Below are 12988 nucleotides of genomic sequence, written 5' to 3'. Positions count from 1 at the left end.
ATTCGTAATCAAGAGGTCGGAGGTTCGACTCCTCTCAGCGGCATAGTAAAATCAATAGCTTACGTTCTTTTTGTTTTTGTCATTTATTTTTGGGTACACTTTGGGGTACACTTATTACTTCCCACTAGGCTGTGGGTTCATGGCTCTTCCCCAAATCCCTGCCACTTCACGCATCTTTCTCTTGCTCATCCATACAGCACTTTTAATTTATTTTGTGATTGGTGAAGACTGATGCAATTTTGATTTAAATTAAAACAAAATATGAGATAAATAATCATTCTGTGGGTTTATATAGATCATAGTGTGAAAAAACACTCCTAAATATGATTGTTTTGGTGAAATAATGAAATTATAATCCGAACTGTTATTCAAGGATATTAATAAGGAGATGTTATGAAATTATATTATTCTAATAGAATCGATGCCGATGAAGATAAGGATGAATACATGCCTTGGTAAATAAAGGAGATATACGTATCTCCTTAATAGTTTTATATTGATATGAAATTAGTTTTAAACAATGATGTTCTTGCGGTTATTGATGACTTCTTAGAGCAACTATCTTTTGAAAAAATTTGGAATTTTATTCAAACAGAAAAATTCAAGTTTGTTCACTCATCTAGATGGGTAAATGCTTTTAGTCTTGAGGATGGTTCCCCTTTATGGGGCAACGTTACTATTTCTCACCCTAGGCCTGAAGCTTGCACAACAGAGCAAATTTACCCTACAAACACAACCATTGATTTATTTATAAATGAATTAATTGCAAGATCATCTGATTATTCTCATTTAATTGGTTTGAAGGATAGAGATTGGGATTTTTTCTATGCCAGACCTTATCTATATCCTAGAGGCTCAGGACTTTCTTGGCATACAGATGGTAAGTACAAAATTTCAGGTGCCTATGTATATTACTGCCATCCAAATTGGGACATAAATTGGGGAGCTGAATTACTGATTAATCCTTCACCGCAACTTTACTTTGATTACCCAGAAGTGACGTTAATCAGTAATAAGAAGAAAAAGGTAGGGTACCATCTTAATAGCGCTGCATTAAATAAGTATGCTGATGATGGAATTGGGTATTATATTGTACCGAAACCTAATAGGTTGGTTATTTTCAAAAATAATATTCTGCATTGTATAAAAAAAGTAGAAAATGCAGCCGGTAATCATGTGAGAGCATCGATAACAGGGTTTTTTATGAGTAATGACAAAATATATGAAACAAAAGAGGCAGAAAAAGAACATCCAATCTAACAATTATTTAAATTAGTTTGTCCTGCAAAATTATTGATAACTATCAATCTGGATATGCTTGGAATTATGAAATGAATTTAGTGCATCAAATAACACCTACAGTAGCTCAAGAAAAAGTAAATTTTGTTATTTTGATACCTAATTCAGATGAGACAGTTTTATCTGATTTTATACTCAGGGAAGAGGATGTTCCGTATAATGAACAACCAAGTCATTATCAATTTAAAAAATGGTCTGCTTGGTGTTCGGCCCATTTTGCATCATATTACTACTATATTAAGTACAAAAATGCACTTTTAAGATGCAAGCAATTTTTGTACGATTTTGGGCCTTTATCAACATTAGATCATGCTGCTCTATACGATCATTGGGTTTGGGAAATGAAGCCTTATGTATTGAATCAGGAGAATATTTGTTGGATTGGTTATGATTATTCAAAATCGAGAGCATTATGTTTTCTATCTCATGGAACTAATATTGAACTTCGTCTTCTTGAAGGGGATTTGAGTGATGAAGAGTTTTTAGAACTGGGTAATTTTTTTTCTCCTATATCGTCATCAATTGAAATCTTAAAAAAGAATTTTTTCGAATTATCCTACTGGTCACGTTACAACAACTGCCTGGAGAGTGCATGTATCAATAGAAATAAATATAAACCACCTTCAAGTTTATGGAATTTAAGATGGCCAATCCATAATATTCTAAGAGGTAGTAAGCCTGATTGCGATATCAAATATATAAAGGATCTTGATTTTGACTTCATTCCAGATAGCCAAATTATATATGGTAGTGAGGATGCTATTGAGGAAATTCAATTTGTCATGTTTCCAAAGAATGGTAAGAAAAACCAAATTGCATGGTTTCGCATTTTAAATAAAGACACTTTTCCAATAAAGAAGCCTACACTGTCTAGATTACCTAGTATGAATTCATATAGTGGGTATAGTAATTTTGGCTTAACTGTCTTAAAGACAAAGAGGCATGAGCTTACGAGCAATATCTACATTGCCAGCTTTAGCAATCATTATGGCCCACATGATGCACTTTGGTGGGATAGTGAATATGCTTATTTACTACAGATAAGTGCTGGTGTTAATACTACTATTGATTTTTTTAAAGAAATTTTTAGCAATTTTTAGATAAGAAAAATAGGAATTATTTTTACTACTTCGTTCTCGCTTCTTAAATTTTTTCTATTCATCGGTTGATAGCAGATTGCTAAAGTTAATGGACCTACATTTTAAATATAAAGTTTAATTATCCAACGAGTAAAAATAGTTCGAGTCAAGACTGTTTTTTTATTTTTTATTTGTATAAGATGATTAGGCCTAAATTCTTTTTTCTTATCCCTTTTCTGTGGATATCTTATTATACCAAATAATGACTGAATAATCAGTAACCTATAAGAGCCCTTGACCCCATTGATTTATATCATTTTTTAATGCCTGTTATTTCATTTTAGTTATCCACATTTTCTGTGGATAAGTCTGTTAGTAGTTTGTCAAACTTCTTGTGGGATTTACAAGTTAATCGGATGATTCATCCTTTACCAAAGTGTGTTTCGTTAATGGGCAAAGAAATATGAAGCAGTGCTACACTTAAAAAAACAGCTGAGAATGATATGTGCGGTCGATTTGCTTATATTGCTTCTTATGACAAGCTAAAATACCAATTTCATCTAGCCAATGCGATTGAAATTCCTCCGCGCTTTAATATTTCTCCAGGAGCTGATGTAGTATGTCTTGTTGAAACCGTTGGTCATGAAATTCAATGCGTATTATTGCGTTGGGGATTGATTCCTTCCTGGACAACGGACAGAAAAAAATTAGGAAATCTCATCAATGCACGCGCCGAAACAGTTTTTGAAAAGCCGACTTTTCGTCAGGCAATAAAATCGAAACGCTGTTTAATCCCTATGAGTGGCTTTTATGAATGGCACCAAGAGGATGGTGTAAAACAGCCTTATTTTTTTTCAAAAAAGAAATCATGATTTGCTGGCTGTTGCTGCTATTCGAGATACCTGGCAGCAGAACGAAGAGGTGATTCATTCCTGTTGCCTGATTACTACGGATGCTAATGCATGGATGCAACCAGTGCACAATCGTATGCCGGTGATTTTAGGTGAAGAGGCTCAAGCCATTTGGCTTAACAACACGCAATGTGATAAAGCACAATTAATGGCGTTAATGAAACCTTATCCTTATGAGGATTTGGAAGGGTATCGAGTGACTAATTTAGTGAACAAAGCCAATTTTGACCATCCATTGGCGATGGAGCCATTATCTGAATAAAAAATTTAAAAATAATTTTCTTAATATTCTCGAAGACTTAGTGTTGATTTCAACTCATGTTGTTCTGAGGCGGGATTTACAGCTTATTTTTCCTTGTCTATGATATTTGTACGTAAATCAAAAAAAGAATCATCATGTCACCACGAGGCGGAAAAAGAGTAGGGGCGGGTCGCCCAAGGGGTGAGCCTACCAAAGCAGTTCGTATATCATTATCTCAACTTGCTGAATTAGAGCGTCTAAAGAGTCATGTATCGTATCAATTGCCGGTATTTGCTAGCAAAATTCAAGCAGGATTTCCATCACCGGCCGATGATTACATCGAGGGGTATCTTGATTTAAACACCAAATTTATTAAACACCCATCGTCTACCTTTGTTTTGCAAGCCACAGGGGAGTCTATGGTGGATGCTGGAATTTTTTCTGGCGACTGGCTGTTAGTCGATAGAAGTATAGAACCTTCGGATGGACGCATTGTCATTGCAGCTGTGAACGGTGAGCTTACAGTTAAACGCCTTTCGAAAAAAGGGGGAAGGGTGCAATTACTTCCTGCTAATCCCAAATTTCAACCCATTGACATTACAGAGGACAGTGAGATGGTGATTTGGGGAGTGGTGACTTTGGTTTTACATGAGCTTGCCTGAGATGTTTGCCCTTATCGACTGCAACAATTTTTACGCCAGTTGTGAGCGTTTGTTTCGTCCTGATTTAAAGGATGTCCCCATCGTGGTGCTATCCAATAACGACGGCTGTTGTATCGCACGCTCGAATGAAGCCAAAGCATTGGGCATTGCCATGGGCGAGCCATACTTCAAAATTAAACATTTGTGCAAACAGCATGGCGTGAAAGCTTTTTCCTCAAATTATACGTTGTATGGTAACATGAGTCATCGCGTGATGTGCACTATTGAAGAAGCCTGGCCTCATATCGAAATTTACTCGATTGATGAAGCGTTTCTTGATTTAAGGAGTTTACCGGTTAACTCGCATGATTTGTTTTGCGAGCAGTTACAAAAGAAAATCTTGAAGTACACGGGAATACCCACTTCCATCGGCATTGGGCCGACCAAAACACTAGCCAAAGCCGCCAATCATTTATGCAAAAAAGTTTATAAAATCCCTGTGTTTAATATCACTTCGAGTCGTGAGCGGTTATTACAACAGATTTCCGTTGGGGACATTTGGGGAGTAGGGCGGCAATGGGCCAATAAATTAATTTCGCGAGGTATTCAGACGGCTTATGATTTGGCAATGACCAATCCTCACCTTCTGAAGAAATGTTTTAACGTCGTGTTGATGCGTACCGCCATGGAGCTTCAAGGAATTGCTTGTGGCGGTTTAGAGGCAATAGAGCCTAAGCAAAGTATTATGTCATCTAAAAGTTTTGGTCAGATGCAAACTCAACTTGCTTCGATTGAGGAATCAATCAGTAGCCATTGTGCCCGTGCGGTGGAGAAAATGCGTCGCCAGCAATTGGTGGCGAAGCGCCTGGTTGTATTTGTGCATACGAACCGATTTCGCGAAGATTTGGCACAGCACTTTCAGTCCATCGAATTTAAGCTGATTAATCCTACAGATGATTTGCGCTTAATTACCAAAATGGCCAAGCGATGTCTGCAACGCATTTTTAAACCATGGTATTACTATAAAAAGGCAGGAGTATGTCTTGAGGACTTAATTCCCAAAAACCCACGACAGCTGGATATGTTTCATCAACCAAGTGACGAGCATCTAAACCACACGGAACAATTGATGGCGGTCTTTGACCAAATCAATCAAAAATACGGACGAAGTACAATCCGCCTCGCGGCAGAGGGTTATTCAAAACCTTGGGCGATGCGTGCTGAACTGAAATCGCCTGCCTATACCACACGATGGTCTGATTTACCTCGTGCAATCATTAGGTAATTATAAATAGGGCAATTAATAACCTAATTTTGATACGCCTGTGGGTGTTTTTAATTAGCTTAAATCAGTCAGATGTATCTCAAATTACTTAATTTTTAAAAGTATGTATGGTTTCATTTTGCTGGGGTTTTGTTTTATTCATAACCATAATGATTGCAAATTACTCCAGATGAGATTGATGAAATCACAGTAATGATTGTTAGCGATTCAGATCGAAAATAGCATCGATTGTGCTAGCAGATCATCGGACTACTCTAAAGAACAAGAAAGTTTATGAGTGTAAAAAATTGATCATATTGGCATGGAATGAAATATATTAAAAAAGTAGACTCTTGTGCTTTGTAGCACAAGATAGTCACAAAATCTTGTTTAAGTCATAGTGCTTATTTATTTACCGGGGTGCTTATCGTGAATTTCAATCTAGACCCATCATGATGTTGTCCAAGGGTGGGTGTAATCAACAGACCATCTTTTGTTGAATCAGATATAATGAGATCAAATTCGACGGAGGTACTTACTCCCGGTTTGGTGTTTTTTTTACGGCTTCAAGGGTTTTCTCGATTACATCATTTAATTTTAAGCTCATGTTTTGAGTTCCTTTCATATATTCAATACAGTTCCTTTGTTACACAAGCAAAGTGTACAAATCAATAGCCATATTACTGTATATAGTATTATTTTTCAATAACATATGCATATATAGTGTTATTTATTTGCTCATTTCTATTTATTTTGTTGGCGAGAGTATTTTTAGAGCTAATAATACACAGCGATTAAAATACCGGGCTGAAATACAAACCAAGAGTCCTGAGGAAATACGAAGACTTTTAAATCAAAAAGAACTATTGGCGGAGTAAAAAAGAGAGATATTATAGAAAGACAAGAGGAAATTGATAACGAAAAAATGCTGGCCTGTGCAATCAAATCAAATGATTTAGCGGAAAAACCTCAAGAGAAAGCAAAATGGGCGAACATCTATGCTTTTATTTCGGTGTTGATATCTATAATTGCACTTATTCTAAGTCTTTTACATAGGTAAATGTATCTATTCATAAAATAAACCCTCATTTAATTAACTTGGGATTAGATAAAAGAAATCCATGCTCGCCATTCCCCAGTTTCCTTAAGTCCTAGGAACCAAATCGATACTGCAAGAGCAATAATTTTATATTGAATTTAATAGATTTAATCTATCGCATTTAACAAAGATAGTATTTCTCGAGGAAGATATATCATTGGCATTAAAACCTTTTTCTTTGATGAATTTTTGTACTCCATAAAAAGTGGTTGTGGTTGATTTTGGCAACTTACTACAAGAATTATCCGCTGATGGCAATGTCCCAAAACTATCTTCTGGATTTGTGACAATGTGGGTATCTGAGTAATGCCAAAAAGGACTTTCTGGGTCGAGATGCAACCGTGTGACCACAATCATTCCACAGAAATTGCGCTGTGGTTCTGTTGTAGAAATCCAGTCATTATTTGTAGATGAATGCTTAAAATCTAAAGAGTAAATTTGCGTTGATAGTGAGCATTCCTTAATGTTAACTATGTTTTCAGACCAATTATCCACTTCTGATTTAATAAACTCACTTATGTTCCCATCCTTTTGGCATAAATGAACAAAAGATTGATATCTTTTTTTACCAAATGGATCGCTCAAATCTTCTAGTTCTGGGCTCTTATTGAACTCCGCGCATAATATTCTTTTTAATTCCTCAATAGACTTCACTTTGCGAGAATTCAGATAGAACTCTAGTGTTTCCTTGGCATTCATTTTTGATTTAATTGGAGGTTCATGTTTAATACTAATTTGTGTGAACTGACAACGGATTCTCTTAGGAAGAGAATTATCCGAAGATCCTTTATCTTGATTTTCACAATTACCTATTATTTTTGCCTGTTCTTTTGAGTTCCATACATTTATCGTTTTTGGAAAAAAAGCGGTAGATGCATAAGTTTTTAAAACCATTAACAAGAATAAAAGGATTGATAATTTGATTTTCATGGATGATCCAAAATTGTCCAGGCTGACGATAATAAATCAACCACGTATTGGATACAAGTCAAACTCTAGTGCTCAGATAAAGTAATAAAGAAGCATTATAATGATCTGTATTATATTCCGATCAATTGCGATTTATTTAAATCAAATAATGCTAAATCATCAAACTTTAAAATTCAGCAAACCGAGGAGCTGCATCAGTCACATTTAAATTACACCCACATGCCTCAGGTAATTTAATAGAGATATATTGAGCGACTTTAACTATTCATCTTGCAAACTAAGATTCAAGTTTTTGTAATTCGAGAGGCAATTTTTCTTGGTATATTTTTTAAACTCCACTAATGCCAATAAATAAAAAGCGGTGGTCATACTTCTTAATGTAATATTTAAAATTATTGACTAATATGTTTTCACTTGTTATTTTGTTTAAAATTCACCCTAATGTTTAATATTTATTTATAATGCGCTTTATTTGTTTAATTATTTTATTCCTTAAATGTTTTCTAGCCTTAGCAAATAATTTAGAAACTCCAAATTCTAATTTGTTTTATAATGCTGATGAGCATGGGTATATTAGAATAAATTGTGATTTGCCTATTTCAAATACCTTATCATGTTCAGTTGAACAACTATTGTTTTTTCATGATGAAGTACCTGATGGAGGATGTCATATAAGTTGGTCTTCTCCACGTAGGGAGATTTTTACTTATAATTCCAAAAACAATATCTGGGTAAATGTTAGAAATGAAAATAATGAGTGTGGAATATTAAATTACTCTTCTCTATACAGAAAAAATGATGAGGAATGGATTTATAAATTTGGGACTCATGTACTATTCAAAAATAGAAAGCTGGAAGGATTTGCTGGATCATGCAAGGCATTTCAAAATTCTGGTGTTGAATATACTAATAAATTTAAAGTGATGAGGTTAAACTGTAATAGTTTTACATTGATATAATATAGCTCAATGAATTCAATTATTACTCAATATCTATGTAAACAAAAAAATGTAACATCTATCACAAGTTGTTCTTAATTTGCACTCTAATAGAAAAAAATAGATATTTTGTATATATGCAATATTTTCATTTTCATTTTAGAAACGGCCCCATACGGAGCCTAATAATTGAAAAAAATATAGACAAACCCATTAAAGGATACTGAACAATAATCACTGATAAAAAGATCTTGAGCAAAAGTCTCAAAATCAAAATAGCAGATCAAACTATCCGGCATTTGATGGGCATAACAGTCATCAAATAATTGCCTGGCAAAATCAACCTCTGAATCATAACAACCTTGGTAATGATCCTCCAACATGGTTTGTGCATCATCTACCGAGTAATCACAGAGCAGGGCTAATCCTAACTCTCCGTGTTCTTGAATGAATGAAGCATATTCCACAATGTTGCTTATTCCTTCATATTCATGAATTCTCATGCTGCCGAAACCTTCATAATCGTGGATGGCAAATTCCTCAGCATTGGTTTCTGGGCTATTATCCAACATTTCCCAGATTTCTTTCATGATGTCATCTTCGCTTTGAGTAGCATCTATCCATACACCATGCAGTATGGCGTTGTTGTAAGAGGCTAAACAGGCGACGTAGATTGAAGGGGTGTCCATGGGATTATCTCCTTGTATTAAGGGAGCTATCCCACACGGGAGCTTGCTCCCGTGTTAGGGTATGATTAAAACGGAATTTCTTCTGAATCCTGTTGCAACATTTCACGCATCTGAGCCATGTGCTCTTCTGCGGTTTTGTTACTGGATTCGTCAGCTGATTTTGGTGAATTGAGAAGCTGAATGTGGCTAACAACAATGCTTAAGGCTTGACGCGCTTTGCCTTCATTGTCAGTCCATTGATTGGAGCGTAATTTACCTTCGAGATAGACTTGCGAACCTTTCTTTAAATATTCAGTGACTTTAGTCAGCTTTCCAAAAAGCACCAACTGATGCCATTCCACTCTGGTTTGCCATTCATCATTCTGTTTGAATGACTCATTAGTAGCCAAAGTGGTGGTGACAAAAGATTGTCCGTCTTTTCCGGCGATGCTTTTAGGATCAGCACCTAAATTACCGATTAATTGAACACGGTTTAAAAATGCAGTCATTGTATTCTCCTGTTGTTTTTAATTTGAGCCGCATAACAGAAAAACATCCGCATAGGCAGGTGGTTTTCTGTTATGCGGATAAGACTTTTATTACTTCAATTAACAAGCGATTCGTTGAGTATCGAACTGTTTAACAAAAGAAATCAGGGATTCCAATTTGTGTAAACTTAACTCTGCTTGCTGTATGTCATGGGTATTGATTTGAAGTCGATGGCGGCCTAAATCATTCACACAACAAGTTAGCTCAAAGAGCAAATGTTCAATCTCAAGTTGTACTGGTTCCTGTTGTTGCATGGTAGATCCTTGGGGTAGGGAGGATTAGCCCCAAAAAGGACTATTCATCCTAATTGGGTTATGCAAAAAAGATCACCGAAACATCGGTTAATTTACCTGGTTATTAATGATGATGTGCTTAAAGCACTCCTCGGGCGTAAAACCGTAAAGACATCTCCTGATAGGGTTTCCCTGCTAAACGCTTTGCCATGGAATTAGGGAACAAGATGGCATATCACAAGACCTGGTGGTTTCGTCAGAATTGCACTGACTCATCAGTTGTGTTGTGTTTAGATTAACAAACTAGAATTGGAATTCAATAATAATTTACTGTTGATATTAAATGAACGTAATTGAAACAATATTTAAATTAAAACACAATATATTGTGTTTTAATTTGTTTGTTATTCAAAATAATGGGTTTCTCTGTTGATTAAACAAAATGATAGTGGCATCATAATTATGATCTTAACTTGATCTCATAGATCGTTAAGTGATCTTTGATTTTAATTTTAGTCCATTTCAAAGGAGTTGAATATGACATATTTATGGACATGGAGTGGTAGATATTTTGGCTATCGACAAGGCAATCAATTATGGACTTCATCTGGTATTCATGCTGGTATGATATATGATGATGAGGTGTATGATCATAAAGGGCATTATCTGGGAGAAATTCTACACGGACGTTTAATAAGGAATCCACAAAAAAAATATTTTCGTAAATATCCTTCAGTTTGCTATGGCCGAAAGGCGGCTATAGCTAAGTATGCGGACTATGCAGGTTATGCTATGTATTCTGGATGGGAAGACTTCCCTGCAATACACTAGCGTGTATTTGGAGCAGCTTATTAAAATAAGCTGCTTTTTTATTGCTACATATGGTTAACCAAGGTAGATCTTCGTAACACTTAATCTCGAATGCCCAAGTGATTGGCTAATAATTTCCCTTGCAGTCCTATCCCAATATTTCTCAAGAGGATTAAGCTCTTTGTAAATTCTACCTCCTTGTATTGGGCATATAAGGCCTTTACCTGTTTTGTCATATGACTTTGTAATTTCAATATATCTTCTCTGGGCATAAGCATGACGAAGTCCATGGCATTTGCTTAACCCCATTTTTGCTATCACTTCATGATACTGAGCTAGATGATTTTTATAGGTCTTTTCTTTGGGAATGAGGGATTGTCCAGCAGGAACTTGCTTTATAGCGTTGATAAGCCATTGTCGTTGTTGTTCATTAGTGAGTTTAATATCTCGTCCAATTCCACCTTTTGTCCAGCTGGGCTTTATAACCAATTTATTTCCTTGCCAGGCGTCACTGAGTACAATTTTCATAGATTCTTCACGGCGTAGACCGAAAAGAGATTGGGCTTCTAGGGATAAACGGATCATTGGGTCTGAGCATTTAGAAAAATCGACATTATTGATTGCTTTATTATATTGAGGGGCATAATTTCGTTCATTGATTTTATAGTTGTCGTTGCCTTCTTTGACCAGTTCTGGCTTGTTTAGCACTGAGGCTACTTTTCGCAGTTTAGCCATGTAATTTTTAATTGTTGCGGGATTTTTATTCTGTTCTTTCCAGTAATCAACCAGGATATATATGTGTTTTGGTTTTAATCCTTTTATGTGTGTTACCATATAACCTAGCTCGTGTAGGTCTTTGACACAGCGATTCAACATGTGTTTCATATCTGCTCGGCTGGCGTGGGAGTAGTTTTGGATTTTCTTAATACATTCATTGATGGAATACTGTGCATTTTTAAGTTTGGACTTACTCATTGAGATACCTCCATAAAGAATCACGGGATTTGATGCCCATTTCGGTGCGAATAACCCAATAGGTTTCATACTTGCCTAATATGGGCAAAAGATACTGATACATTTGTTTTGCATAGAGGTACCGGTATGCTTTACTAATCGGTAACGCATGCTTTTTTAAAGCCTTTCGCCAGGCAAGTTTCGTGTCTTCATAATCATTAAATTCAGCAATTGATTTACCATCAGTCAGCATTTTGATTTCATTAAGGATGGCTTTTTGCGTTTCAAATCTGATAGGAATTGTTCTATCTAAGGAATTAAACGCGATGTTTCTGGTTATCCAAATGCTGTCTGCTTGGATGTTAATTTCAGGTTTTATATAAATAGCTTCTTGAAAGGTCAGGCCAAATTCTGTTTGTAATGCCATGATAAGGCGCGGTATTGGATTTTCCCATGATTGCCAGTGGTCGTGTTGGATTTTGAGTTTTCTTTTACGTTTTCTAGTGGTTTTGCTAAGTTGTAGGGATTTATTGTCTATATTGGGAATGGAGCAGTCTATGCTGGTTAGATAATGCCTGACGATAGTCATGTGATTCATAATAGTGCTGGTACGCATTTTATTGTTTTTCCAATGAGCTACCAGTTGGTGAATATGATGTGATTGGATGTTTTTCCACGAAAATGGCACATCACCAATGGTATAGAGGTCATCAATCATTTTACGAATGACATATGCTCGTTGTTTTCTGATTTTATAGCTGCCTTGATTGCCGAGCTTTAAGTATTGATTGGCAGTTTGTCTTAAGCTGTATTTTCTCATCATCCCATCCGATAAAAATTTATTTGCCCTGTCTTTGGTTTAGTGTTGGTCGAGCGGCTCACTCAAAGTTGAAACCTGGCCAAAGCCATAAAGCTCGATGTAGGGGGCAAATCAATCGTTATAAGGCAAACGATCTCGCCGATTTACAACAGTTTTTGAGTGCTTATTTCCTCCTTGTTTTGATGATTAATAAAAACGACAAGACAATGACTCTTGTCATACAAGTCCATGGTCAAATTGAAATAAATTGACTTAAACTCCCGAGGGAGTTGCCCTGTCGGATGACAGAGATTCCTAGATGGTTTTCCCTACTGAACGTCCAGCCACGGAGTTAGGGAATGAAGTGGCTTAGCATAAGACGTCGGTTGACGTTTCTCCGGAATTTCACCAGCTCATCAGTTATGCTTGATTCCAAATTAGCAAAGCGGTGCTTGCTTCGCAAGGGGTTTTGGAAAGAATTTTGTCCAATCCCGATTGGCGGGATCGGACAAAATTCTGAAATGTGTTGATTTTACGCGGTAAAATCAAGGTGATTTTTCTGCGTCACTGCTG

13 protein-coding genes and 1 pseudogene are annotated in these 12988 nt (G+C 36.0%); 8 read left to right on the top strand and 6 right to left on the bottom strand.

Annotated elements, in window-relative coordinates; genetic code table 11:
* The 6 genes and pseudogenes from OK13_RS14880 to OK13_RS12285 form a co-directional block, all read left to right on the top strand.
* Nucleotides 1-225: hypothetical protein (locus tag OK13_RS14880; RefSeq protein ID WP_206538906.1), on the top strand; the 225-nt coding region annotated here is incomplete at its 5' end.
* Between the two features lie 276 nt (nt 226-501).
* On the top strand, nt 502-1260 hold the full coding sequence (locus OK13_RS12305; protein WP_011215132.1) for a 2OG-Fe(II) oxygenase: 759 nt from the start codon (nt 502-504) through the stop codon (nt 1258-1260).
* Between the two features lie 71 nt (nt 1261-1331).
* The gene (locus OK13_RS12300; RefSeq protein ID WP_011213398.1) at nt 1332-2399 is read left to right on the top strand and encodes a hypothetical protein; all 1068 of its coding nucleotides are present in this window, start codon (nt 1332-1334) and stop codon (nt 2397-2399) included.
* Nucleotides 2400-2881: 482 nt separating this feature from the next.
* Nucleotides 2882-3551 (top strand): annotated as a pseudogene (locus tag OK13_RS16090) (SOS response-associated peptidase).
* Between the two features lie 134 nt (nt 3552-3685).
* Nucleotides 3686-4192, top strand: a complete 507-nt coding sequence (locus OK13_RS12290; protein ID WP_011215133.1) for a LexA family protein — start codon at nt 3686-3688, stop codon at nt 4190-4192.
* Nucleotides 4179-5456: a Y-family DNA polymerase gene (locus tag OK13_RS12285; RefSeq protein WP_011215134.1), complete on the top strand. Its 1278-nt coding sequence runs from the start codon at nt 4179-4181 to the stop codon at nt 5454-5456. Before OK13_RS12290 ends, OK13_RS12285 begins: the two co-directional genes overlap by 14 nt.
* 1165 nt (nt 5457-6621) lie before the next feature.
* Here the strand turns inward: OK13_RS12285 and OK13_RS12280 are convergent.
* Entirely contained in the window at nt 6622-7464 is an 843-nt protein-coding gene (locus OK13_RS12280; RefSeq protein WP_011213402.1) for a hypothetical protein, read from the bottom strand.
* 461 nt (nt 7465-7925) lie between these two features.
* On the opposite strand from OK13_RS12280, the gene OK13_RS12275 reads away from it, so the two are divergent.
* Nucleotides 7926-8423, top strand: coding sequence for a hypothetical protein (locus OK13_RS12275; RefSeq protein ID WP_011213403.1), 498 nt, complete (start codon nt 7926-7928; stop codon nt 8421-8423).
* 161 nt (nt 8424-8584) lie between these two features.
* On the opposite strand, the gene OK13_RS12270 is transcribed toward OK13_RS12275, so the two are convergent.
* The 3 genes from OK13_RS12270 to OK13_RS12260 form a co-directional block, all read right to left on the bottom strand.
* Nucleotides 8585-9091: an antirestriction protein ArdA gene (locus tag OK13_RS12270; protein ID WP_011213404.1), complete on the bottom strand. Its 507-nt coding sequence runs from the start codon at nt 9089-9091 to the stop codon at nt 8585-8587.
* A gap of 65 nt (nt 9092-9156) precedes the next feature.
* Complete coding sequence (locus OK13_RS12265) at nt 9157-9579, bottom strand: single-stranded DNA-binding protein (protein WP_011213405.1); 423 nt, start codon at nt 9577-9579, stop codon at nt 9157-9159.
* A 99-nt stretch (nt 9580-9678) separates the two neighbouring features.
* A complete protein-coding gene (locus OK13_RS12260; protein WP_011213406.1) occupies nt 9679-9873 on the bottom strand; it encodes a hypothetical protein in 195 nt (64 codons plus the stop codon).
* A gap of 516 nt (nt 9874-10389) precedes the next feature.
* Between OK13_RS12260 and OK13_RS12255 the strand changes: the two genes are divergently transcribed.
* Nucleotides 10390-10683: a 4-fold beta flower protein gene (locus tag OK13_RS12255; protein WP_011213407.1), complete on the top strand. Its 294-nt coding sequence runs from the start codon at nt 10390-10392 to the stop codon at nt 10681-10683.
* A gap of 54 nt (nt 10684-10737) precedes the next feature.
* On the opposite strand, the gene OK13_RS12250 is transcribed toward OK13_RS12255, so the two are convergent.
* Nucleotides 10738-11637, bottom strand: a complete 900-nt coding sequence (locus OK13_RS12250) for a phage integrase N-terminal domain-containing protein (protein WP_011213408.1) — start codon at nt 11635-11637, stop codon at nt 10738-10740.
* Nucleotides 11630-12436, bottom strand: coding sequence for a phage integrase N-terminal domain-containing protein (locus tag OK13_RS12245; protein ID WP_011215135.1), 807 nt, complete (start codon nt 12434-12436; stop codon nt 11630-11632). The genes OK13_RS12250 and OK13_RS12245 overlap by 8 nt, the downstream gene beginning before the upstream one ends.
* Between the last annotated feature and the right edge of the window lie 552 nt (nt 12437-12988).

This window comes from Legionella norrlandica (genome assembly GCF_000770585.1).
In the GTDB taxonomy this organism is placed as follows: domain Bacteria; phylum Pseudomonadota; class Gammaproteobacteria; order Legionellales; family Legionellaceae; genus Legionella; species Legionella norrlandica.
This window is presented reverse-complemented; position numbering and strand designations above follow the sequence as displayed.